This window comes from Pseudomonas sp. 18.1.10 (assembly GCF_024655625.1).
Lineage (GTDB): Bacteria > Pseudomonadota > Gammaproteobacteria > Pseudomonadales > Pseudomonadaceae > Aquipseudomonas.
The window spans coordinates 15,151-39,374 of the sequence record NZ_JANLGL010000038.1; the positions used below are offsets into that span (position 1 = coordinate 15,151).

Annotated in this window: 22 protein-coding genes; 5 read left to right on the top strand and 17 right to left on the bottom strand. The window is 64.1% G+C overall.

Annotation, left to right across the window (positions count from 1 at the left end):
- Positions 1–196: 196 nt before the first annotated feature.
- From NUV89_RS09425 to NUV89_RS09435, 3 genes are all read left to right on the top strand, one after another.
- Positions 197–1,510, top strand: a complete 1,314-nt coding sequence (locus NUV89_RS09425; protein WP_257781066.1) for a serine hydrolase — start codon at positions 197–199, stop codon at positions 1,508–1,510.
- Positions 1,511–1,618: 108 nt separating this feature from the next.
- Positions 1,619–1,870: a hypothetical protein gene (locus NUV89_RS09430; RefSeq protein ID WP_257781067.1), complete on the top strand. Its 252-nt coding sequence runs from the start codon at positions 1,619–1,621 to the stop codon at positions 1,868–1,870.
- 25 nt (positions 1,871–1,895) lie between these two features.
- Complete coding sequence (locus NUV89_RS09435; protein WP_257781068.1) at positions 1,896–2,225, top strand: DUF6388 family protein; 330 nt, start codon at positions 1,896–1,898, stop codon at positions 2,223–2,225.
- An 8-nt stretch (positions 2,226–2,233) separates the two neighbouring features.
- Here NUV89_RS09435 and NUV89_RS09440 read toward each other — a convergent pair whose 3' ends face one another.
- The 16 genes from NUV89_RS09440 to tssA are packed head-to-tail and all read right to left on the bottom strand — an operon-like array spanning position 2,234 to position 21,657.
- The gene (locus tag NUV89_RS09440) at positions 2,234–3,049 is read right to left on the bottom strand and encodes a serine/threonine-protein kinase (protein WP_257781069.1); all 816 of its coding nucleotides are present in this window, start codon (positions 3,047–3,049) and stop codon (positions 2,234–2,236) included.
- Complete coding sequence (locus NUV89_RS09445; protein ID WP_257781070.1) at positions 3,046–3,759, bottom strand: PP2C family serine/threonine-protein phosphatase; 714 nt, start codon at positions 3,757–3,759, stop codon at positions 3,046–3,048. Before NUV89_RS09445 ends, NUV89_RS09440 begins: the two co-directional genes overlap by 4 nt.
- Positions 3,756–7,043, bottom strand: coding sequence for a type VI secretion system membrane subunit TssM (gene tssM / locus NUV89_RS09450; RefSeq protein ID WP_257781071.1), 3,288 nt, complete (start codon positions 7,041–7,043; stop codon positions 3,756–3,758). The genes NUV89_RS09445 and tssM overlap by 4 nt, the downstream gene beginning before the upstream one ends.
- A 15-nt stretch (positions 7,044–7,058) precedes the next feature.
- Positions 7,059–7,919 carry a type IVB secretion system protein IcmH/DotU gene (gene icmH, locus NUV89_RS09455; RefSeq protein ID WP_257781072.1) on the bottom strand — a complete coding sequence of 287 codons (861 nt, stop codon included), beginning with the start codon at positions 7,917–7,919 and terminating at the stop codon, positions 7,059–7,061.
- 5 nt (positions 7,920–7,924) lie between these two features.
- Positions 7,925–9,253 (bottom strand): type VI secretion system baseplate subunit TssK, encoded by a 1,329-nt coding sequence (tssK, locus tag NUV89_RS09460; RefSeq protein ID WP_257781073.1) that lies wholly within the window; start codon positions 9,251–9,253, stop codon positions 7,925–7,927.
- A 1-nt stretch (position 9,254) separates the two neighbouring features.
- Complete coding sequence (tssJ, locus tag NUV89_RS09465; RefSeq protein WP_257781074.1) at positions 9,255–9,722, bottom strand: type VI secretion system lipoprotein TssJ; 468 nt, start codon at positions 9,720–9,722, stop codon at positions 9,255–9,257.
- Positions 9,723–9,727: 5 nt separating this feature from the next.
- A complete protein-coding gene (locus NUV89_RS09470) occupies positions 9,728–10,831 on the bottom strand; it encodes a type VI secretion system-associated FHA domain protein (protein ID WP_257781075.1) in 1,104 nt (367 codons plus the stop codon).
- 16 nt (positions 10,832–10,847) lie between these two features.
- Positions 10,848–10,979: a type VI secretion protein gene (locus tag NUV89_RS09475; protein WP_257781076.1), complete on the bottom strand. Its 132-nt coding sequence runs from the start codon at positions 10,977–10,979 to the stop codon at positions 10,848–10,850.
- A gap of 24 nt (positions 10,980–11,003) precedes the next feature.
- The gene (locus NUV89_RS09480) at positions 11,004–12,521 is read right to left on the bottom strand and encodes a sigma-54-dependent Fis family transcriptional regulator (RefSeq protein WP_257781077.1); all 1,518 of its coding nucleotides are present in this window, start codon (positions 12,519–12,521) and stop codon (positions 11,004–11,006) included.
- The gene (locus NUV89_RS09485; protein ID WP_257781078.1) at positions 12,518–14,941 is read right to left on the bottom strand and encodes an AAA family ATPase; all 2,424 of its coding nucleotides are present in this window, start codon (positions 14,939–14,941) and stop codon (positions 12,518–12,520) included. The genes NUV89_RS09480 and NUV89_RS09485 overlap by 4 nt, the downstream gene beginning before the upstream one ends.
- A gap of 12 nt (positions 14,942–14,953) precedes the next feature.
- A complete protein-coding gene (gene tssG / locus NUV89_RS09490) occupies positions 14,954–15,961 on the bottom strand; it encodes a type VI secretion system baseplate subunit TssG (protein ID WP_257781079.1) in 1,008 nt (335 codons plus the stop codon).
- On the bottom strand, positions 15,925–17,688 hold the full coding sequence (gene tssF, locus NUV89_RS09495; RefSeq protein WP_257781080.1) for a type VI secretion system baseplate subunit TssF: 1,764 nt from the start codon (positions 17,686–17,688) through the stop codon (positions 15,925–15,927). Before tssF ends, tssG begins: the two co-directional genes overlap by 37 nt.
- The gene (tssE, locus tag NUV89_RS09500) at positions 17,678–18,082 is read right to left on the bottom strand and encodes a type VI secretion system baseplate subunit TssE (protein WP_257781081.1); all 405 of its coding nucleotides are present in this window, start codon (positions 18,080–18,082) and stop codon (positions 17,678–17,680) included. The genes tssF and tssE overlap by 11 nt, the downstream gene beginning before the upstream one ends.
- Complete coding sequence (gene tssC / locus NUV89_RS09505; protein WP_257781082.1) at positions 18,079–19,554, bottom strand: type VI secretion system contractile sheath large subunit; 1,476 nt, start codon at positions 19,552–19,554, stop codon at positions 18,079–18,081. Before tssC ends, tssE begins: the two co-directional genes overlap by 4 nt.
- A 28-nt stretch (positions 19,555–19,582) precedes the next feature.
- Complete coding sequence (tssB, locus tag NUV89_RS09510; RefSeq protein WP_257781083.1) at positions 19,583–20,080, bottom strand: type VI secretion system contractile sheath small subunit; 498 nt, start codon at positions 20,078–20,080, stop codon at positions 19,583–19,585.
- Between the two features lie 32 nt (positions 20,081–20,112).
- Positions 20,113–21,657 carry a type VI secretion system protein TssA gene (tssA, locus tag NUV89_RS09515; RefSeq protein WP_257781084.1) on the bottom strand — a complete coding sequence of 515 codons (1,545 nt, stop codon included), beginning with the start codon at positions 21,655–21,657 and terminating at the stop codon, positions 20,113–20,115.
- Between the two features lie 482 nt (positions 21,658–22,139).
- Here tssA and NUV89_RS09520 point away from each other — a divergent pair, with 482 nt between their 5' ends.
- Positions 22,140–22,655 (top strand): Hcp family type VI secretion system effector, encoded by a 516-nt coding sequence (locus NUV89_RS09520; RefSeq protein WP_017737018.1) that lies wholly within the window; start codon positions 22,140–22,142, stop codon positions 22,653–22,655.
- On the opposite strand, the gene NUV89_RS09525 is transcribed toward NUV89_RS09520, so the two are convergent.
- Positions 22,652–23,473, bottom strand: a complete 822-nt coding sequence (locus NUV89_RS09525; protein WP_017737019.1) for an aldo/keto reductase — start codon at positions 23,471–23,473, stop codon at positions 22,652–22,654. The genes NUV89_RS09520 and NUV89_RS09525 overlap by 4 nt on opposite strands.
- A 106-nt stretch (positions 23,474–23,579) precedes the next feature.
- On the opposite strand from NUV89_RS09525, the gene NUV89_RS09530 reads away from it, so the two are divergent.
- A complete protein-coding gene (locus tag NUV89_RS09530; protein WP_257781085.1) occupies positions 23,580–24,074 on the top strand; it encodes a DUF1543 domain-containing protein in 495 nt (164 codons plus the stop codon).
- Positions 24,075–24,224 lie beyond the last annotated feature (150 nt).

The window sequence follows — 24,224 nt, forward strand, 5'->3', positions numbered from 1 at the left end:
ATGCCGGGAGTGAAAGGCTTTTGCCGCACCCGGGCAAATTATTCCCTACCCATTTGAAGCCATGGCGGTTGTCGAACACCCCCGTTTGGCCCATCCTGCCGGTTAGCTGTTGCCCCGACCGGTAACGTTTCCCTCGAATGGAGTCGAGCCCCGGGCCTTGCTCCCGTCGTCTCCCCCGACATCAAGGCGCCTGCTGATGCTGCGATTCCTTCCCGTTATGACCGGCGTGTTCCTCAGCGCTGCCAGCCTGTTGACCCAGGCCGCCGACACTCCCTTCCCCGACGCCCAGGCCAGTGATCCGGCCCTGCTCAAGTGGATGGTCGGCGCGCCGCCACCGGCTGACCGCACCCTGCGTTTTGAAGATGGCAGCTACTTCCGCTTCCCGGCGATGCGCTGGAGCGTGTCGAACTTTCGCCAGTTGATGCCCACCGTCAACGTCTCGCGCGGGCTCGGCGCGCCGTCGCCCCTGGCGCGCCAACTGGATGCCCGGATCGACAGCCTTGCGGTGCTGCCGACCGGTGCCAGCCAGGCCCTGAACTGGCGCCAGACCCTGGACGCCACCTACACCGACGGCATCCTCGTGCTGCACCGAGGCAAGGTGGTGTATGAGCGCTATTTCGGCGTGCTCAAGGACGACGGCCAACATGCGGCGATGTCAGTGACCAAATCGGTGGTCGGCACACTCGGGGCCATGCTGGTGGCAGACGGCACCCTCGATGCCAGCAAGAGGATCGCCGAGTACGTGCCGGAACTGGCCCAGTCCGCCTTTGGTAGCGCGACCCTGCGCCAAGTGCTGGACATGACCACCGCGCTGGACTACAGCGAAGACTACGCCGACCCCAACGCCGAAGTCTGGGCCCACGCCCAGGCCGGCAACCCACTGCCCAAGCCCAAGGATTACACCGGCCCGCGCAGCTATTTCGAGTTTTTGCAGACCGTGCGCCAACAAGGTGAGCACGGCCAGGCGTTTGGCTACAAGACCGTCAACACCGACGTGCTCGGCTGGGTGATTGCCCGCGCCACCGGGCGCAACGTCGCGCAACTGCTCAGCGAGCGGATCTGGAGCCGGCTGGGCAGCGAGCAGGATGCGTATTTCAGCGTGGACTCCATCGGCACGCCGTTCGCCGGTGGCGGCTTCAACGCCGGGCTGCGCGACCTCGGCCGGTTTGGCGAAATGCTGCGCAACAACGGCCGCTTCAATGGCCAGCAAATCGTACCCGAGGCCGTGGTGAGCGATATCCGCCAAGGCGGCGATAAGCGCGCATTTGCCAAGGCCGGCTATAGTCAGTTGCAGGGTTGGAGTTATCGCGCCATGTGGTGGGTCACCCATAACCCGGATGGCGCCTTCATGGCCCGTGGCGTGCACGGCCAGAGCATCTACATCGACCCCAAGGCTGAAATGGTGATTGTGCGTTTCGCGTCCCATCCCATCGCGGGCAATGCCGCCAATGATGGGGTGACGTTGCCCGCGTACGCAGCCTTGGCGCATTACTTGATGACCACCCGGTAAACCTGAGCCGTACGATTAATTGGATTTTATGACCTGACACAATTCCCGCACCGGCTTCAACCCGTAGTATCCGCGAAGGAAACCACCGTCAGGGAGGTGAGGTTGAACATGCAAGACAAACCTTCAACGGGCGTACGCCCGCTGTTGCTCAATGTGTTGCTGTGGGTCGCTGGTGTTTCTTTGTTGTTGATAATCAAGGACGCCGTGGAGCAATTGACCGGGCCGTTGAGCGACAGCTCGATGGACCTGGTCATCGTGCTGATGGCTTACTTGCTGCTGTTTTTGCTTGAGCCGATACGCAACGCCATCCAGCGCGGCCTGCGCAAAAAAGCCCGGCGCCGACATCGCAGCCGCGCGTGAAGCCTTTTCTATTTGGAGTGACCCTTTGTCCCAACCCGGCGATAACCACCAGCGCGCGCTGGACCGCTTCTTGAACGAACACCCGGATGTCGTCACGCAACTCGACACCCTCAACCCCCTCGCCGCCCAGGCCAAGGGCGAAACCCTGGCGCAGTACCGCGCCGAACGCCTGCATGAAGCCTTCGAAGCCGAAGCGGAGCGCCTGGGCCTGTTTGCCTGGGAGTTGACGCTCAAGCTGACGGCGCAATCGCCTGAAGACTTCGCGACTCAGCGGCTGGAAGTGCATAAAGAGGTGGCACAAATGGCCGGGTTGAGCTGGCCTGAGTATTGCCAATTGCATGACCTGGTGCAGTGACCAAGCCGCTACAGGCACCAGCGCCACGGGGTGCGGGCCAATGCTTCACGCAATTCGGCGACGCTGATGGCACGACGCTCCGGGTCCACGGCCAACGCGGTCTTGAGTGCCGGCCAGCATTGCCTGGGGAGCCTGCGCGGCTTGAGGGGCTGGCGCTCGGCGGGGCGCCCGCCCTCCGCCAATTCGTACAACATGCACGCCACGCCGTAGAGGTCCGCCGCCGGGGTCAGCGCGCCACCGTCGGCCATTTCCGGGGCGGCGTACGCGGGTGTCCACGCGCTGAAACGGTCACGACTCAACTGCGGCAACCCCTCACCCTGGCCCAAGCCAAAGTCGAACAAGCGGATGCCCGCCTCGTCCACCATGACATTGCCCGGCTTCAAATCGCCGTGCAGTACGCCCTGCCCATGGGCGTACACCAGCGCGTCGAGCACCTGCACCGCCAGCGCTTGCAACTGCGGCCAGCGCACGCCGCCAGGGCATTCCAGCAGCAACCGGTCCAGGGTCAGGCCCGGCAGCAACTCCATGGTGAAAAAGGCGACCTCGCGCGGGGTATCGACCTCAAAGGTAAACGCCCGCACGATCCGCTCATGGTGCAGGCTGCGGGTCACGGCAAACTCGCTGAACAACAACACATGGGCATCACTGGACTGGGCAAGGCCCTCGCCCACCACCTTCAACGCCACACGCGAACAGGGCTCGCCAAATTGCTCGTGCAGCAAGTCGCGGGCGCGATACACCACGCCCATGCCACCCGTACCGAGCACCCGCTCCAGGTGATAACGCCCGGCAAGCGGGCCAGGGGCGATCTTCGCCTCGGTCATGGCTGCACCACCACCGCCGTCAGGTCATCCCGTGCGGGCCCGCGCCACACCAGGGCAAACAAGCGTTCCACCACCTGCTGCGGCGTGCCCTGGCTCAAGGCGTCGCCCAATTCCCGGTGACTGAGCGCCTGGTACAGGCCGTCACTGCACAACAGGAATACATCGCCGGGGCGCGTGTCGAGTTCGAGTACCTCCAGGCTCAACGGCTCACGCCCACCGACCGCACGGGTCAGCGCCCGGGCGTCCGGGTGGGCCTGTGCCTGCTCGCGGCTCAATTGCTGCTCGGCCATCAGTCGCTCAAGCACCGAATGGTCTCGCGACAACTGGTACAGGCACTGCGCACGCCACAGGTAACAACGGCTGTCTCCCGCCCACACACAGGCGGCGCGCTGCCCCTCCACCAACAACGCCACCACCGTACTGCCGATCGTGCCGTGCCGGCCTTCAAGGTCCAGGTGCCGATCCAGCCGGTGCAGGCACCGGCGCAGCGCCGCGACCCGCTGGTCCAGCGGGCCGTGGTCGTGCAACGCGGCCAGGCTGGCAATCACCGCTTGGCTGGCGACATCGCCCGCGCGATGCCCGCCCATCCCGTCCGCCACCGCCCAGCAACCGCTCTGCGGGCGGTCCAAAAAGGCATCTTCATTGCGCGCACGGACCTTGCCACGCTGGGTGCGCCCGGCACTGTGCCAAGGCGCGGGTTCGCGGTTCATAACTGCTCCGGCAAACGGAACGTGCGCCAATCCGCCAACGGGAACGGGCTGGGCGTGCGTTGGCTGGTCAGCAGGAAGTTGGCGCGCAAACCGGCCAGGTCGGCCTTGAGCAAGTGCCCGTCGCGACCACTGGCCGGTTCGCTCTGCAACAGATCCACCAGGCGAAACCACGACCAGGCACCGGTGTTTTTTTCCAGCCCCAATGGCCGCTCCGTGCCCCGTTCCAGTACCAGGCTGCTGCGACCGTTTTCGGCCTCATCAGGCCAGTGAAACACCATCGGCACGATAGGCCCGTGGCGATACTCCAACTGCCGCTCACCCAGGCGCAACACGGCCCGATTGACCGCCTGGTCGAGGCTGTAGGGCGCCAAGGTAAACCGCACCTGCAGGTCGTCCCCGCCCTCGCTAAAAAAGCTGCGGCGGATAAGCTGGGCCTTGCTCAAATGATCGAGCATCCCGCGTGTCATCGGCAGGCTGCGCCCGTCCAGGCTACGCAGACGATAACGCCCGCCCTCGGCGCTGACGAAAGGCCGCAGATAGCTGTCATGGAAACGCGCCATCACGCCTTGCGGCTTGAAGAACGCCTGGAAATCACTCAGGGCGACGTCGCTGGCGGCGTGGGCATTGAACGGGTAACGCTGACGGATCGCCTGGGCGTAAACCCCGTAGACCTCGCTCTGATAACGCTGATTGACGTACACGTAGGCGGCCTCCAGCAAATGCTGCCAGCTGTCGTCGGCCATGCCCTCGAACAGGCCCGACAGCGGCTGCGGCAAGCGCGCTGCGACGTCACGCAGTGTGCCCAGCACGTCCGGTTGCCCTTCCATGCGCCGTTTGACCCGCAGGAACGCGGCCTGCCCGGCCGATCCGTCGCGGTTCAAGGCAAGCAGTTGCAGGTGCAGTTCATCCAGCACGCCCAAGGCCCGGGTCAGCTCGGCGCCGGGGTTCTGCTGCTCATCCAGCAACTGGTGCAGCGCCTCAAACCGCCGCTGCAACGTGCGCCGCGGGGAGTCTTCGGCCATCGGCAACGGGGCTGCGAGCAGGGTGTTTTCCCGCACCTGCTGCAACAGCAGCACCAGGGGCGAACGGGCCGACGTCACACTCGCCAGCCGTGCGGCGTCCTGCTTCAGGTCGTCACTCGCCGCCCGTCGAACCCGGCCCAGGGCGCGGCTCCAGACATCGGCGTACTCGCTGAAATAGCGCTGCTCCAAAGCCAGCATCAATCGGCGCAACGCCAACGCGCTGAGGTCGGCGCTCTCGCCCAGTACCCAGTTGTCCTGCGCAATGGCATTCACCAGCCGAGGCCCTTGTACATCGAAACCCTGCACGAAGCGCTGGGTGTAAAAGCCGGGAATGGGCGGATCGACGCCGGCAAACGCCGCGCCCTCGGCCAGGCGCAAGGGTTGCAGATCACGCGCCTGTTCACGCAGTACCCGGTAGACCACGTCGGCCAACGGTTCACCGCGCAACACCTGGCGTGCCTGGGCCACCAGGGCATCATTGAGCGGCGCCGCGAACGGCAACGCCAGCAGCCGCGCCACGTGTGCATTCAGGCGTTCCTGTATCGCAGCCGCACCGGCATAACACGCGGACCAGCCTTGCGCGACACGCTCGGCCAGCCAGCTGTTCTCTCGCCGTTCGCGCAGCGTCAGCATCAGGTACCCACGCAGGGCGTCGAGCAACCGCTCGCGGTCTGCCAGGCTGCCCTGCACCTGTTCTTCCAGCAGCGCGACAACGGCCGGCAGCAACTGCTGGAGCAAGGCGCGCTCGTAGGCACTCGCCACCACCGGCGCACTCAGGTCGCCCTGGTACAGGCCCGCGCGCTCCACCAACCGGGCAGCGCCCTTGGCCGGGAACACCTGGGTGGCGGCAAAACGCCGGTCCAATTGCGCCAGGACAACCAGGGTGTGGTCGGTCTCTGTCGCATCGGCTGCGGACCCGTGGGCCAACTCATGCAGTTGCCCGAGGCGCTGATGATTGACCGTGTAACTGTGCATCCACAGGGCCGCGCCCGCCCCCAGCAGCAACAACGCCGCCAGGCACAACCCGCCCTGGCGCCAACGCAGGCGCCGGCGTTCCCTGGCATGCAGACCGGCGAGGTCGGCTTCGGCAAGGATGACCTGGCGGAACAGCTCCGGCACGCCCTGCGCCCGTGCATCGCCCGCGCACGTCAGGTAAAAGCCGCGCACACCGTTGATACGCGGGGAACGATGAGCGCGGAACGCCGTCTCGATGAACACGCACAAACGCTCGCCCATCCGCGCCATGTGTGACGGCAACTCCAGCATGCGCGCACGCCGCTCCACGTTGCGTTCCTGATGCAAACGGGTAATCAGCTCACCGCTCATGCGTTGCAGCAGGGCCTCGAATGCCTGGCGCACCAGGCCCCCATCGTCCCCCGCGGTGCCAACGGCCAACGGTTGACCCAACACGCCGAGGGTCGCTTGCACCTCGGGTGTATCGACATACTCGGCAAAACCCGGCAAACGGTCCGCGTGGGTCAGCACCAGATAGATGGGCACATCCACATGCAGCGTCTGCTGGATCTCCTGCAAACGGCCATGCACCTGGCGGGCATGCAGGTCGAGGTCGTGCTCGTGGCTGGCGAGCAAGGTCTGCACCGACAACGTCACCACCACGCCGCCCAGCGGGCTGGCCCTGCGCCGCGTCCTGAGCAAGCCCAGCAACGTCGCCCATCCCGCCGCATCGGACGTACCGTCCGGTTGGGACAGGTAACGGCCGGGCGTGTCGATCAGCACCGCCGTGTCGGCAAAATACCAGTCGCAGAACGCGCTGCGCCCGGCTGGCGGTGCATCACGGCGATCAAGGGGGGCTTGCAACCCATTCGCGATTAACAGGCTGGTTTTTCCACTGCCCTCCTCGCCCAACAGCACATACCACGGCAGCGCATGGCGCCAACGCTTGCGGCGGGTGCCGTAGCGCGGTGCCGTCGCCAGGGCCTGCTCGGCTTCCTTGAAGCGGGCGCACACGTGGCGCCGCTCGTCTTCAAGCCGGCTTTTCTGTGCGTGCCGGGCCTGGCATTCAGGCGTGTTCGACGCCACGACACGACGCCCACCCAGCCAGACCGTTGCCAGCCCCCAGAGCAGGAACAGGCTGCTGATCGTCGATAGGCGTGCCGTCGCGCCCTGCCAGAAGCGATAGTCATCCACCGCCAGCAACGGCCCGAAAAACCACACCAGGCCGGCGCCCAACAGCACCAGCAGCAGGCTCCAAACCCAAACCCGACGCAGCACAATACCCGCGCCCTTGAAGAATGCGTTCATTCATTGCTCCCAGCGTTACAAGGGCGTCCGAGCCAGGGCCGGCGCCATAGGATGAAAGGGTTCCAGTGCCCTCACGCGCTCGTTGCCCAGGACCCAGGCAAACCCCGTGTACAGGGCCAGCAGACAGGCCAGCACACACACCGCCAGCCACGGTGTGGAAAGCACGCGCATTCGCCGGTTGCGCCTGCGCAGCACAGGCGCTGGCACCGATGGCGGCGGGTCACCGCGCACATGCCGGATCTGTCGATACAGGCCGTCGCGCACGGCTTCGAGCTGCACCACACCGCGCTCCACCACGCGGTATTTGCCTTCGAAGCCGATCGCCAGGCACAGGTACATCAGCTCCAGCATTGCCACCTGCTTGAGCGGATCGCGGGACAGTCGCTCCAGCAAGGTGAAAAACTTTTCGCCGCCCAAGGTTTCATGGTGAAAGCGGCTCAACAGGCTGATCTTCGACCAGTCGCCGTGACTGTCCCACTGCGCCGTGACCACTGCCTCATCCAGCACCGCACACAACACGTAGCGTGCCGTGTTGACCTCGGCGTTCTCTACACCCTCATGCAAGGCGCGGTGCTCGAACTGCGTGATCGCCGACACCAGGCGCTCGTTCAGGGCGCCCAGGCTTTCGCGCCCGACCCGACCCTTGAGCCGAGCGGCCTCGGCCAGTACTGGCCAGGCCGCCGCCACCAACGTATTGAGCCCCACGTTGAAGCGATGCGCACCCGGCAAGCGCGCGGCGTAGATCATCCGGTCGGCCAACTGTTCGAAACGCGGCGGCGATGGGTGGTCCGTCATTGCGCGCTGAGCCGGCCCATGACCGTCACGGTCAAGCAGGATGGTTTTTTCATCGGGCGGGTATTCGGTATCCATGGTCATGGCATTCAATTCCTGATGGCCCAGAAGTTCAGCTGCAGCTCGGCAAACTCGCCGCTGACATGGAAGGCAAAGCCGCCCGATTGCTCCAGCTGCGCGATGTCACGGGCACTGAGTTCAAGCAAGAAGTAGGTTTTGTCGGCATGGAACGGGATCTGCCGCGGCGCCACCGGCAGCGGCTTGAGGCGCAGACCCGGCAAGTGCAGGTTGACCAGCTCGCGAATCCGCTCCACGGCGCCGATCTTCAGGTGGGCCGGCAGGCGTGTACGCAAGGTGTCGCCGTCGCACTGGGCACTCGCGGCGAGGACGAACGTCGCCACACCAAGCAGTTTCAGCTCGCTGACCGGGCACACCAACACCCCGTACTGTCGCGCCTGCAAGGGCAATTCAATCGCCTGTTGCTCCAGCACCATCGACAGCAGGCTGCGAATAGCCTCCATCAGCCCGCGAAAGCTCGCACGCTGATCGCTGTGCTGGTACTGCAGTTGCAGCTGGCAACGCTTGCTGTCACTGGCGAAGGTCGATAACTCGCCGAGGAGGGCCAACAGCTCGCGGTACAAGGTCTCCGGGCGTACCTGGGACTGGTGCGCGTAATGGCGCAGCACAGGTTCGGTGCGGTTTATCAACTGCAGCATGAGGAAATCACCGATCTGCGTCCCCGGGGCGCCGCCGTTGCCCCGGATTCGCGTGGCAAGCGCCTCGCCACGGCTGGCCAGCAGGCTGACCACTTCACTCAGGCAGGATGCCAGGTAACCGTATTGCTGGAGGTAGATGAAGGTCGGGCTGAAGTCCGAATCCAGGGTCACGCCCCCTTCGCTGGTGCACGCCATCACCTGGGCGACCTGGAGCGTGACCAACGTCTGGTCACTGTGTTGCTCCCCGGCGACCAGGCGCAGGTCCGGGCGGGCACAATCGAGCCGACAGTGGGACTCACTGCCGGCGTTGGAATCCGGTGCCAGCACTTCACAGCTGACATAACGCGCCAACACATCGACCTGCTCCGGCCGCCGGGTTTCGACCGGTGTGCCACTGGCCACTGGCAAGGCCAGGTAGATCCCTTGCATGCCGGTGTTGGCCGCGACTTGCACGACCAGCGGTGGCGTCCCGGCGCCCAGCTCGAACAGGCTGCCATCCGGCAGCACGCCACTGGCCTGGCTGACCACGATCTTGCCCAGGTGCAAGTACTGCAAATCCATCGCCAGGCTCAAGAAGCCCCAGGCGTCCGGGACCAGCAGGCGGGTCCAACTGAGCTGCTGCTGGTAGTGGCGATCGTTGTATTGCAGGTGCTGAGGCCGCAAGAGCATGCCTTCTTGCCAGACGACTTTATGAACCAGCATCTCAACCCTCCCCCACGCCGGCTTGGCGTATACCCGTTTCGTCCAGCACCAGCTCGGCCTGCGTACGCCGCTGCGGGGGGACGGGCAGCACCCAGCGCCATTGCACGTGCGGGAGGTCTCGATAGGCCGCCAGTACCCCCACGTAGCGGCTGTGTGGCTCAACGCTGAGCTTGAGTAGCTGGCGTTCACCCGGGCGCAGTTCCAGTTCTTCAGCGCTCACCCAATCCTTGGACAGCACCTGTTCTGCGCGCTCGTAAAGGCTGAAAAAGTCGCTGTTTTCAAAAGCCACCGGATGCCGCAATTCGATCAGGCGCACCACCACCGGCGAAGGACGGCCATGCAGGTCCGGGTTGAGCCGCTCGCCGGCGGCCAGCGTCAGGTCCAGCTTGGTCAGCGACGAAAACGGCGACAAGGCGCTGCAACCTGCCAGCAGCATTGCCAGCAGGCTCGCCAGGGAAGTTCGATACATGGACGTCATCCTGGGTAGCCCGCGTGCAAAGTCGCGATCAGGCGCACCTGATCGGTGTAGGCGGCGAGAAAATCACGGCCAAGCGTGGGCTCGGCCGACGACTCGTCGTCAATCAACTGCTGGTAATACCGTTGATACGCACGCCAATGCGCGCCATCCCTCAAGAACCTTGGCGGTTTACCCTGGCGTACAAAACAGCGTTGCAGCTGGTCCGGCGCAAACGCCTGGCGTGCCCCCCGCACGGCGGCCCGGCATGCCGCCAGCATCGCCACTTGATGGGCTTGCAGGTCGCGGAACGCCTGGCTCACGACCTGTTGCGCGGGCAGTTCGCCCACTGCGCCATCCCCCAACAGCAGGTGCATGTCCTGCAGGGCCTCGTGCCCTTGAAAATGGCTGTCGAGCGGCGCCAGGTGCAACTCGCCTTTCAGTGCCTCTTGGGTGCGCAGGCACTGGTGCACGTCATCGAGGGTGTGCTTGAGCAAGCTCGCGACCTTGATCGCCAATGCCTCGCGGCGCGGGGTGTCGAGCGTGTGCATACGGATGCCCAGCGCCTCGGCGAAGTGCGCCCAGAACGCGTCGTTGCTCGGCGCCTCAGTTGCCACGGGCAGCGGCGCAGCGGCTTCGGGTGCGGTGAGGGTCGGCGTCAGCAGGTGGTCCCACTGCGGCGTACCCTGCTCCGTGCAGGGTTGGGGCGCGTCGTCAGCCACCCACGCATCCGCGATCAACGGCAGCGGGGCCGGCGCCAGGAACCCGTCGTCGGGAATCGGCACAGGCTCGGCGAACGACTGCAGCGGCGCCATCAACCGCGCGCGTATCGCCAACGGCCCCAGTTCGAATACGTTGCCATCGTGAATCGGCCACGGCTGCCCCCGGCGCAAGCGTTCGGCGCTGCCCGCCACACCGATACCGTTACTGCTGATATCGGTGAGGAAATAACCGCCGTCACGGTAGCTGACCAGGCCATGGTGGCTAGACAACACACGGCTGGCGTCGGGGATCACCCAATCGCACCCGCTGCCCCGCCCGATCACACCGCCGGCGCCAGCAAACACCTTGTGGGCCAATGGTACGGCGTGGCCGCCGCCGCAAACCTCTAACACTAACTGCATGGATGACCTCCCCGACTCACTGGCCACGACGGCTAACCTGTGGATCGCCCAGCGGGCGGTAGTCACCGTCATCAAAGACGTAATTGGCGTTGCAGCCGCCCAGTAAAAAAACCGCAAGCACCATGGCTCGCCACCAACGATCAGGCATGGGGTATCTCCCTAAAGGTTTCATTCAGCGTTCCGCCTGGGCATCGCCAAGGGGAATGTTCAGGCGAGCAAGGCGATACAGCAGCGTGCGCCGCGCGAGCCCCAACTCACGCGCCGTGCGCGTTCGGTTGCCACGGTTCTTGTGCAGGCAATCGATCAGGAACACCCGCTCGACCCGTTCCAGGCGCTGGCGCAGCGTGGCCTCGACCACCGCCACCGGCGAGCCGGGCTCCAGCGAAAGGTGCGTCGGCAGGATCACGCCGTCGTCACTCAGCAACACCGCGCGCTCCACCAGGCACTTGAGTTCGCGCACATTGCCCGGAAAGCCGTGGCTCGACAGTTGATCGACGGCGGCGCCTGACCACGCCACCGGCGCCTTGCCCAGCATCGTGCAGGCGTTGTCGGCGAAGTGCCGGGCCAGTAACAGCACATCGCCGTCCCGCGCACGCAGGGCGGGCAGTTCGATAGGGAACTGCGCCAGGCGGTAGTACAGGTCTTCGCGAAAACTGCCCGCGGCCACCATGGCCGCGAGGTCACGATGGGTGGCAGCGATGATGCGCACATCGACCTTATGCGCACTGCTGGCCCCCAGCGGGCGCACCTCGCCTTCCTGCAACACCCGCAGCAACTTGGCTTGCAAGGCCAGCGGCATGTCGCCGATTTCATCGAGCAGCAGCGTGCCGCCGTGCGCGGCGTCAAACAGTCCGGCGTGGTTGCGGTCGGCGCCGGTGAACGCACCTTTGCGATAGCCAAACAACTCGCTTTCCAGCAGCCCTTCCGGACACGCGGCGCAGTTTTGCACCACAAATGCCTGGGCCCTGCGCGGGCCGCTGGCGTGAATGGCGCGCGCCACCACTTCCTTGCCCGTGCCGGTTTCACCGCGCAGCAAGACGGTGTAAGGGGTATGCAGGACCTTGCCGATCAAGCGGCAGGTGTCTGCCATGGCTGCGCTGTTACCGATCAGGCCATAAGCGTTGATCGCGGGTGCGTTGGTCTTGGGTGGCGCAGCGGTGTGAACAGGCTGTGTCCGTCGCAACAGCGCCCGTTGATTTAGGGTAAAGCTGCCCAGTTGCGCCAGCGATGCCGTGTAGCCAGCCAGCGCCGCCGGGCGTTGGCTGGCGCACAGCAACACACCGCTGATTGCCTGGCGCGGGTTCAGCAGCGGCACGCAAGTCAACGCACGCCAGGGTGCCAACGCTCCGGGCAGGAACCCGCAGTCATAGACACTGCTGTGCACAGCGTCGAGGCACAGGGCGATGCGCCGGCTCACGACACACTGCAACAGTTGCTCGTGCTGGAAGTCCCTGTCGCCCACCGGCTGTGGAGCGCGTGAATGCTGGGCAATCAGCACCAGCCGCCCGCTCGTTTCATCCCGCCAATACAATTGGCTGAGTTCACACTCACTCAGCTGCGCGGCCGCGGCCACGCACAGGTGCGGCAAGCGGCTTTCATCGTGTTCAAGCCCCAGGCGGCTGATCCAGCCCAGCAGGGTTTCGGCGTAGGCCAGGGGTTGCGGCAGTTGGCTGAATAACGTCTGCGTCATTGGCTGAACTCACAGACCGGCGCGCCGTTCGCGTCCAACCGCGCGTGGACGTGGGCGAGGCATTCGCCAGCCGACAGGGCATGCAGCAGCCGATCCGCGATCTGCGGCAGTATCTGGCCCTCGATCCATTGGTCGATGTAACGGGCGCCGCTGTCGGCATGCAGGCAGCGCTCAGCCATGTGCGCGACCAGTTCAGCGGTGTAGGTGAACGCCAGTTTGCGTGGCTGCAAGCGCTGGCCCAGGCGCCCAAGCTTGAGGCGGGCGACGTCATGCAGCACTGCGCCGGCAATCGGGTAATACGGCACCACGCGCATGCGCGCGAGCAACGCCGGTTTGAAGTGCGCCCGCAGCACCGGCTGGATCGCCGCGTGCAGCGCCTCGATGGCGGGCCGTTGGCCGTCGGCGCACAGCGCGCCGATGTGCTCGCTGGCGAGGTTGGACGTCATCAGGATCAGCGTATTGCGAAAGTCGATTGGCCGGCCCTCGCCATCATTGGCGCGGCCCTTGTCGAAGACCTGGTAAAACAGGTTCAACACCTCCGGGTCGGCCTTCTCGACCTCATCGAGCAGGATCACCGAATACGGGCGCTGGCGCACCGCCTCCGTGAGCACGCCGCCTTCGCCGTAGCCCACATAGCCAGGCGGCGCACCGATCAGGCGCGCCAGCGAGTGCTGCTCCTGATACTCGGACATATTGAGGGTGGTCACAAAACGCTCGCCGCCATACAACAGGTCCCCCAGGGCCAACGCGGTTTCGGTCTTGCCCACGCCGCTGGGGCCGACCAACAGGAACACGCCCACCGGCGCGTCGGCATGGTTGAGCCCCGCCGCGACCGCCCGCAGGTTGCGGTCGAGGGCCTGCACGGCGTGTTCCTGGCCAAGGATGCGCGCGCGCAAGGCGTCGGCGAAAGCCATGACTTTTGCACTGTGTTCCTGGGCGATCTGTGCCACCGGGATGCCGGTCCAGGCGCTGACCACTTCAGCGATCAGGCGCGGACAGACTTCGGCGTTGATCGCCGGCTGCTCGACCTGCGGCAACGCCGCACACGCCTGTTCGATGGCCTCCACGCGCTGGTTGACGCCGTGCAAGGCCCCCTCGTCGACCGGCAGCCCGGCGTCGGCGTCCCGGGTCAACGCCCACTGTTCACGGCGGGCTTCTGCGCGCTCGGCGTGCAACTGCTGCGCCGCCTCAGCTGGCATCGCCAGTTGTGTGCGCAGCCTGGCGCACGCCGTATCCAGCAGATCCACGGCCTTGTCCGGCAACTGGCGCCCCGCCAGGTAACGCGCGCTCAGCTGCGCAGCGGCGACCACCGCGTCGTCACGCACGTACACGCCATGGCTGGCCTCATACACCGGCACCAGCCCGCGCAGGATCGACACCGCGTCGCCAACGCTGGGTTCGTTGACCAGCACCGGCTGAAAACGCCGGGACAAGGCCGGGTCTTTTTCGATGTGCCGTTTGTACTCCGACCAGGTGGTGGCCGCGATGGTCCGCAGCTCACCTCGGGCCAATGCCGGCTTGAGCAGATTGGCCGCATCGCTGCCACCTGCCGGACCACCCGCCCCTACCAGGGTATGCGCTTCATCGACAAACAGGATCACCGCCTGGGGCGAAGCCTGGACCTCGTCAATCAAACCCTTGAGGCGCCGTTCAAATTCACCCTGCAGGCTCGCACCGGCTTGCAGCAAGCCCATGTCCAGGCTCAACAGGCGCACCGCCTTGAGCGGGGCCGGCACCTGCGCGGCGACCACGCGCAAGGCCAGCCCTTCGACGACGGCGGTTTTGCCCACGCCGGCTTCGCCGACCAGGATCGGGTTGTTTTTGCGCCGGCGCATCAGGATGTCGATCAACTGGCGGATTTCCCCGTCGCGACACAGCACCGGGTCGATCCGCCCGTCACGGGCCTGTTGCGTCAGGTCATGGGTAAAACGGTGCAGCATCGAGCCCGCCACAGCGTGCCCGGCGGCAGGGGCTTGGCTCAGGATGAAGTCGCGTACGCGCGCCACATCCAGGCGTGCCAGGCAGCGCTGATAGGCGCTGCCCGCATGCTCCAGCGGGTGGCGCAACAGCGCCAGCAGCAATGCGCCGTGATCGACCTCGGGCCGCCCCAGTTCGACATGGGCGACCATCGAAGCTTGCTGCAACCAGCGCACCAGGGGTTGGGCGAACACGGGATTGCGCGTCGCATGCTGTTCGCTCTTGGGTTGCAGCACGGCCTGCAGTTCACTCGCGGGCACCCCGGCGTCCTGCAGGGCCTTGTCCAGCAAACCGCCGGGATATTCCAACAGGACCAGCAGCAGATCTTCCACCAACACTTCCCGGCCACCACGGTTGACACACCGCTCGGCGGCGCGCTCCAGGTCGCCGCGCGTGCGGGCGGTCAAGGCCTGGATCAGTTGTTGCAAATCGATATTCATCATCACCCTTGATCCCTATTGAACATTGCCGGCCAGCGTGACTGCGCCGTCGGCGCGCTCGTGCGCCAGCCAAGTGGTCCAGCCCAGGCGACACTCATTGCCTGCGCCGATATGCAACGCGCGGATCTCGCCTGCGGCCAACACCAGGCGCAGGTCATAGGCCAGCGGATCGCGCACGGTCAGCCGCACCAAGGCGCACAACGCCGGGTAACCCGTGCCGAACGGCAGGAATTCGTGAAAGCGCAGCCAATCGAGCCCAACGATATGCACCCGGAATTTGCCGCCACGGTCAGCGACACGTTCGCCCAGCACCAGGTCCCGGCCCAGCCCATGGTTGGCAAGGCCCAAACGGTTGCGCTGCGGCGGCACAATCGACACGTTGCGCGCCACCCACTGTTCGATGAACAGTCGGTCGTGCTTGAAGTAGTAACGCAGCACCGTCTCGACCAGGGCCGCCGAATGTGCGCGCAAACTCAACAGCCCGAGGTACGGCAGCAAGCGCTTGCAATCGAGTTGCGTCACCTCGCGTATCGCCTGCCCGCCCAGGCCCACCAACGCAAACATCTGCTCGGAAAAGGCATCGCCGGCGCCGCTGCGAAACCGCGCGTAATAGCGGTATTTGCGCCAGATCGGCAGCAGCAACCGTTGCAGGCGGTGCTGAAACAGGTTGAGAAAATCCCGCGTCGCGTTGCCACCTGTTTGCTCGGCGCAGGCCTGTTCGCCGTAGAACGCCGGCAGCGGCGAACCCGCGCCAAACAAGCCGAGCACATTCAGGCGCAGGCGCGCACGCAGTTGCCCGTGTTCGCTGAAGAACTCCACACGGTCAATGTCCTGCCCGGGAAAGCCAAGGCCTGGGTTGGCGACAAACTCCAGTTGGTCGTACAGCGCGTCCTCATCCAGCACCGGATGGGCGACGCGCAAGTGGCCGATCACCTGCAGCACCGCCTGGTACAGCGAGTATTCGCGAATGGTGCGGGTGAGCATGGTTAAAGCAGGGGTTGTTGGCCCATCCGGGGTGGCCATAGGTACACATCTCCTTGTGTGCTGACCACGCGCAGTTCGTGGTACGAGTTGAGGCTGGCGTACAGTGCGAAAAACTCATTGAGGACCGAGGCGAACACAAACACTTCACCTTGGCCGAGAAAGCCCTGGGGCTCGATGCACAGGTCGACGCGCAACCCACGCAATGGCAGGCCGTGGTGCAGGCGGTCGACCGCTTCGTGGCGGATCGAACGCAATGCATCGAGGCGGCGCCGGCTGACTTTCTGCGCCTGCCGGTCGTGATAACGCGGCAGGTCGTAGGTTTCGAGGATCACTTTGAGCGCGTTGATATCGGTCAGCGACAGGTAGTTGAGCGACATGTGGCTGATGAGCTTCCAGAGGAAGTCCTGGTCCAGGGGCGGCGCGAAGCTGGGGGTCGGCACGCTGATATTGCGGAACGTGACAAATTCCGGGGTCTGCTCGCAGGCCTGGCGGATATCGCCCACCTGCAGTTGCCGTGGCAGGTTGTGGTTGGTGCAGGTCAGCTCGACCGACAGTGTTTCCTGCGCATGGCCGTGGCCCATGACCAGCCAGGTGTCCAACCCGTCATGCTGCGCCGAGGCACGCTGGCGAACGGTATAGCTCGCCGCATCCCCCTCATGTTCAAAGGATTCGAACGGCACATAGGCCTGGTAGCCCAAGCCCCCCGGCCGCCAGCCGGTCACCGTGTCCACGGAAAACACACTGGCAGTACCGGGGGCATATTCCCCCGGCAACAGCAGGTACTCGTCCTGCCGGGCGTCCAGCCGGATCGGCACCGCGTCGTGCTGGAACAGGTTGACGATGGGCGTGCAATACAGCTTCACGTTGTCCAGGGTCGGCGGCTGCGGCGCGTGCCCGCGAATATCGAGGGCAAAGCGCAGCAACAGGCTGCGGGTGGCTTTGAGCACGGGCGTGGGTAACGTGTGCACGACATCAAGCCCGGCGATATCGACAAACAGATACTTCTCGGGAAAGACGAAGTACTCCTGCAAATGGCGATAGCCGCGAAAGGTGTTTTGCGGATAAGGGATCAACGCTTGATCTTCGGCAAACCCGACGGCTTGTACCTGCTCCGGGCGCAGTCGCAACACCAGCGCCTGCCCGTCCGCGCCGTTGAGCGGCACCCCGTCAGTGTCCAACGGCAGCAGTTCGATATGCTCCAGATGACGCAGCAGGCTGAGGTACAAGCCTTGGCTGATATAGCGGTCGCCCGCCAGATGCAGGCGCAGGGCGTCGACGGCCAGCATGCTGAAATCACCCTCGGCGCTCATGTCCAGGCGCAGGCTCAATAACCCGCGCTTGCCACTGGCCACGTAGTCCAGCGCGGCGATCTGCAGCGGCATGACCCGGGTGGTGTAGCAGGTGCGGAAACGGCAACGTGCGCCATTCACCACCACACTTTCCACCGCCGTATCCCGCGCCACCTCGACGCCCGGCCCGGCGTGCTTGAGCGGGTCGAACTGCAAGATGCTGAAGGCCGGCAGCGGCCGCATATAGTTGGGCCACAACAACTGCATCAGCGAATGGCTCAGCTCGGGCAGTTCATCGTCCAGCTTCTGGCGCAGGCGCCCGGTGAGGAACGCAAAGCCTTCCAGCAACCGCTCCACATCCGGGTCTTGCCCGGCATCGGCGAGAAACGGCGCCAGGGCCGGGTTGCGCTCAGCGAAGCGCCGCCCCAGCTGGCGCAGGGCGCTGAGTTCACTTTGGTAATAGCGGTTAAAGGCCATCGGGCAGCACCTCGACCCGCCCGGCCTCACCCAGCTGTGCGCGGAACGCGACAGGCTGGGTGATACCGTTGACGGTCAACAGCGCGTCAATCACAAACGCCAGGACCAAGGGGTCGCGATCACGGGGCAACAGCCTGACGTGGACATTCGCCAGCCGTGGCTCGCAAGCCTGGATAAAACCCTCGATCTGCCGCCGTGACTGGCTCAACGATTCATGCAGGCTGCAACCCATGTCGTTGAAGTCGGGCAAGCCGTAGTCCGGCCGGGTCTGCACGCTGCCGGCACGGGTGCTGAGCATTTTCCCCAGATGGACGGCGATGCAGGCCACCTGGGATGCATGAGTGGGCAGCGCCTGTTCGAGGCGCTCGAACAGGCTACGGTGATCGACACTCATGCTTTGTCGAGCTTGCCGACCAGGGACAGGGTGAAATCCGCCCCCATGTACTTGAAGTGCGGGCGCACGCTCAGGTTGACGCGATACCAGCCGGGTTCGCCTTCCACGTCACTGACGACAACCCGCGCGGCCCGCAACGGGCGGCGCCCACGCACTTCGGCACTGGGGTTTTCCTGGTCGGCGACGTACTGGCGAATCCACTTGTTGAGCTCCAGCTCCAGGTCGGTCCGCTCCTTCCACGAGCCCAGCTGTTCGCGCTGCAAGACCTTGAGGTAGTGCGCCAGGCGGTTGACCACCATCATGTACGGCAACTGCGTGCCCAGGCGGTAGTTCAACTCCGCGTCCTTGCCTTCGGCGCTGATGCCGAAGTGCTTGGGTTTCTGCACCGAACTGGCGGAAAAGAACGCCGCGTTGTCACTGCCCTTGCGCATGGTCAGGGCGATGAAGCCTTCCTGGGCCAGTTCGTATTCACGGCGGTCGGAGACCAGTACTTCGGTGGGAATCTTGGTTTCGATTTCGCCCATGCTGTGGAAATGGTGCAGCGGCAAGTCCTCCACCGCACCGCCGCTTTGCGGGCCGATGATGTTCGGGCACCAGCGAAACCGCGCAAAACTGTCGGTCAGGCGCGTGGCGAAGGCATAGGCGGTATTGCCCCACAGGTAGTGTTCGTGGCTGTGGACCACGTTCTCCTGATACACAAAGGTCTTCACCGGGCATTCGAGCGGATCATAGGGCGTGCGCAGCAAGAATCGCGGCACCGTCAGGCCGATGTAGCGCGCATCCTCGCTCTGGCGAAAGCTCTGCCATTTGGCAAACTGCGGGCCTTCGAAATGGTCCTTGAGGTCCTTGAGGTCCGGCAACCCGGTGAAGCTTTCGAGGCCAAAGAAACCCGGCCCCGCAGACGCGATAAACGGCGCATGGGCCATGCAGGCAACGCTGGACGCGTACTGCATGAGCTTGACGTCTGGGGCGCTCGGCGACAGGTAGTAATTGGCAATGATCGCGCCCACGGGCTGGCCGCCAAACTGGCCGTATTCGGCGCTGTAGATGTGTTTGTACAGGCCGGACTGGGTGATCTCCGCCGAGTCCTCGAAGTCGTCGAGCAAGTCCTGGCGGGCGACATTCAACAGCTCGATCTTGATGTTTTCCCGGAAGTCGGTGCGCTCGACCAGCAGCTGCAAGCCCCTCCACGCCGCCTCCAGCGCCTGGAACTCGGGGTGGTGGAGAATCTCGTCCATTTGCCGGCTGAGCTTGGTGTCGATCTCGCTTATCATCCGGTCCACCAGGCGTTTCTTCACCGGTTCACCGCTGTTATGCGGCTTGACCAACTCTGCGATAAACGCGGCGACACCGCGCTTGGCAATGCCATAGGCCTCATCATCGGCGTTCAGCAGGGTCTGGGCGATGATGCCGTCGAGGATGCTGCGTTCGCCGCTGGTTTGCAGGGGCTGTGGCTGTATTTGGGTGCTCATGCATCAGTGTCCTTTTACTGAAAAAAAATCAGGCGTCAGGGCTACTCAGCCCAAGCTCGGCCAAGACCCGCGTGCGGGAGTCGTCGTCGGCCAGCACCTGTTCTATGGCGTGGCGAAAACTCGGCGTATTGCCCAGCGGGCCCTTGAGCGCCATCAACGCTTCCCGCAGGGCCATGAGTTTTTGCAGCTCCGGGACCTGCTCGACCAGGTTCGCGGGGTTGAAATCCTTCATTGAGTGGATGCGCACCCCGATGGCCAGTTCTTCGGTGTCGGCCTCGTCCTGCAGGCGATTGGGCACGCTGAGGGTGAGCGTCAACGCCTGTTTGGCGAGCACTTCGTCCAGGGTGTTCTTGTCGATGCCGATGGGTTTGCGGTCTTCCAGCTTGCGCAAGTCCTCGCGCCCGGTGAAATCCCCCAGCACCAGCAGTTTCAACGGCAGCTCGACCTCTTCCTGAGCACCGCCAAGTGCGGGCTTGAACGTAATATTGATGCGCTCTTTAGGCGCAACTGACCCTTCTTTGGCCATGGTGTTTCTCCTTTTTCCTGTGGCTCGAAAGCCTATTCAAGTACCGCTTCCAGATCGAAACGGCACAACCTGCGATGGGTGTCTTCCTTGCGTTCACGCACGGCCTGGCTTTGCGGCAGGAGGTCGCAACAGCGGTACAGCAATTGCGCGACCTGCAGGGCCAACGCCGGCTCCCAGCGTTCGAGCCCGGCGTGTTGCAGTTCTTGGTCGAGTTGTTCGAGCTGGACCTTCGCCAGCTCGTGTTTGCCGGCCAGCACACACAACCGCGCCACGGCCAGGCGCCACTGGAAACGCTCCCGCTCGCTGACGGCAGTGCGCACGCCTTGGTTGAGTTGGTTGACGGCGGCTTTGAGCCCGTCCTTGCGCAGCACGGGCATGACCTGCTGCAAGGCGCTCTCCCACGGCTGCGCCGCCGTATCGACGGCCACCTTCGGCGGCTCGGGCTTGCGCAGATGGCGTTCGACATGGCGCGTGATCCAGTCACGGGTGGCCGCATCGGCAAAGGGCACGCCGTCGTGAAAACGCAGCTCGGGCAGGTTCGGCAGGCGCTTGAGCAACAGGGCGAAGTCGGCCTCCAGTTCGGCCATCGCCGCTTCTGCCTGCAACGCGGCCAGGCACTCCCAGACGCGGCGCAGGCCATCGAACCAGAACATCGCCGTCGCGAGGCTGGCTTCAAGCTCCAGCAACAAGTCGGCGTAATGACCTTTGTCGAAGCGTTCCCCATAGCGCTGGAGTTTGTCGGGCGTGGGGCCACGCAGGGTGGTGATGCGTTCGCCGTCGGCATCCGGGTAGCCCACCAGCGTCAGCCAGGCCATGGTGCGGCTCAGGCGCAGGGCGCGCAGGTCGGTGGCGTCCTGACGCAACCACCAGGCGCAGAGCGGTCGGGCGTGCTCCTGCAAGATACGCAGCCGTTTGTGCGCGGCTTTTTCGCTGTCGATTGCGGGTTCCGGCGCGAGCAATTGGCTGGTGGCGTGCTTGAGCTGGGCAATCACCGCGCCCACTGCGCCGGGCTCAGGGGCCGCGCGCTCCAGATGCTCCGCCAACTGCCGGCGCACCGGTAGCAACAACGGTGCGTCATCCCCCAGGTGCGCAGACCAGCATTCATCGAGCTGCGTGAGGTGTTCAAGGATGGCTTGGAACAAGGCACGTTGCGGGTGCAGCGCCAGGTTTTGCAGGCACAGCGGCTCCAGACGCAGCACCAGCCAGCCAAAGGCTGCCGCGCGGGTACGTGGCTTGGCGGGGTAAACCTCGCCCCAATGCTGCTGGCAGAGATAACGCAGCAGCCCCAGGCCAGCGAGCAACCCCGGGAAGGATTCGCACTGATGCAGTGCCCAGGTCAACCACACGGCGACGCGCAAATCCTTTGAGTGATGGCGCAACACACCCTCGGCGACGTCCCTGACCTTCTGCCAATCCGGTTGGCCGCTGCCATGTAGCGATTGCGCCTTGGCCAGCTCGAACTCCAGGGCTTCATATTCACTTGAAAAGCGCATGTCGCTGCCGGCGAAACTCGCCAGCGAGCAAGGCGAGCGCGCCAGCTCAAGGTAATAATCCAGCAATTTATCGGAGTAGATCATGCGCGGCCATAGACGACGATTAAAGGCAGGGCGGGCAAACTAATCATCGTTTTAAACACGAGATCAGCGTGCCGCATCAACTTCGCTGAATCGCCGCGAAGTTCGCAAACCTTAGCCACGCCAACACCATTGGGCAAGCAACGCAACAGGGCTTAAGGAATATCCTACAGCCCATATAAAACAAGGCGATGCGCAAATTTTTGCGCAGCCTGAACAACTCGAAAGTCGTCAATAAATGCGCCAACCATTTAAATGCGCAGCGCAACCGGATGAGCAATTAATTGCACACTAATGCGCAGTAAATCCGAGCCAATACCTGCAAAAAGCCTGGCCAACTACCCGCCAACTTATACAGAACTAACCGACCACCCCTTATTTCATTAGCTCCTGCACTTTCAGGCACGCTTCTTGTTATAGGGCCTTGCCCACGCGGCAACCTCCACCGCGTGGAACCCTCTCAATAACCAGGCAAGGAAAGCGACATGCCAACACCCGCGTATCTCTCCATCACCGGTGTCAAACAAGGTTTGATTACGGCAGGCACGTTTACCCAGGATTCGGTCGGCAACATCTACCAGGAAGGCCACGAAGATCAGATCCTGGTGCAGGCGTTCAGCCATCAAGTAATCATTCCCCGTGACCCGCAGTCCGGCCAACCCACCGGGCAGCGTGTGCACAAGCCCCTGATGATAAGCAAGATCTTCGACAAGTCCTCGCCACTGCTCTTCAGCGCGCTCACGGCGGGCGAAGAGGTCAAGTGCCGGCTGGAGTGGTTCCGTACCTCCTCGGCCGGCACCCAGGAGCACTACTTCACCATCGAGCTGGAAGGCGCGACCATCGTCGATATCCAGTCCCGCATGCCCAATTGCCAGGACCCGGCGAATGCGCACTTCACCCATCTGGAGGACGTGCACTTCACCTATCGCAAGATCGTCTGGACCCACGAAGTGGCCGGCACGTCCGGCTCGGACGACTGGCGCACGCCCGTAGCCGGCTAGACCATCGCCAACGGGTGCTTGCGCTTCGGCGCACCAAACACCCGGTCGATGGCCTCCAGGTCGTGTTCATCCAGCACCAGCTGTGCGGCGCGGGCGTTAAGCCGCACATGCTCGGGGGTCACGGCCTTGGGGATGGCGATCACGCCGTCCTGGCGCAACACCCAGGCCAGGGACACCTGCGCCGGGGTGACGTCATGGCGGCGGGCGATCTGCTTGAGGGTCGGGCTGGCCAGCAACGCGCCGCCCTGGGCGATCGGGCAGTACGCCATCAACGGTAAATGGTGCTGTTGCCACCAGGGCAGCAAGTCGAACTCGATGCCGCGCTCTTCAATGTTGTACAGCACCTGATTGGTCGCACACGCGGGAGCGGCGAGTTCCTGCAGGTCTGCCACATCAAAGTTGGACACGCCCCAGCGGCCGATCTTGCCGGCTTCGCGCAAGCGCTCGAAAGCTTCGACGGTTTCTTCCAAGGGATACTGGCCACGCCAGTGCAGCAGGTACAGGTCGATGTAGTCCGTGCCCAGGCGTTGCAGGCTGGCATCACAAGCCCGTGGCACGCCTTTGCGGCTGGCATTGTGCGGGTACACCTTGCTCACCAGGAACACCTGGTCGCGCCTGCCGCGAATGGCTTCGCCGACCACTTCCTCGGCGCCGCCTTCACCGTACATTTCGGCGGTATCGATCAGGGTCATGCCCTCGTCGATCCCCAGTTGCAAGGCCGCGACTTCGGCGCGGCGCTGGCTCGGGTCCTCGCCCATGCGCCAGGTGCCCTGACCGACAACAGGGACCGGAACACCGGCCAGATCAATGGTACGCATGACAACCTCCTGATGAATTCGCGGATAAACAGTGTGGCATTGGCCGGACAAAAGGGTTCAATCGCAGTATGGTTGGCGCCTGCCAAGTCGCCAGGAAGAACGTGCAATGCTGTTTGTCGTCATGCTCGGGGGCAAGCACCCACGGGCCAGGATCGAAGTGCACGATGTGGTATTCGCCGTAGCGGAGACGCTGCAAGCCACCTACCCGCAATTGCGCGATGCCTGGTTTGGCAGCCCCAAGGGTGTACACATTGATTCATGGATGGCGGTGGATGGCGTGGACGGCTGGAAGATCCAGCTCAGCCACCTGGCCCCGGCTGCCGGCGCCCAACGCCTGTACTTCATCAACCTGGGTGGTTATGAAGCCAACGCGTTTGGTGAAGCCCATCACTACCTGCTGGTGGTGGCGCGCAACACCCGGGAGGCGAAAGCCCTGGGCAAGCAGCAGATGCTGCGGCACTGGGGCCAGGCTCATACCGATGCGGTGATGGATATTGATGATTGCCTGCCGATTGATCTGGTGGATGGGCGCTACATTCATCTGGAGCAAGGCCCGCATCGGCCCATCGTGCAGAAAAATGACTATATCGTGCTGCCTTGATGGCAACTGTGGCTGGCTTGCCTGCGATAGCGGTCTGTCTGTGTACATATCCATTATTTAGGTAACGGCGGCTTATGATTTCGCTCTTACAGCGACTCACTTTGGAAAAGCCCCAAAGTAAGCAAAGGGCTCTTGCCCCAACACTCGGTG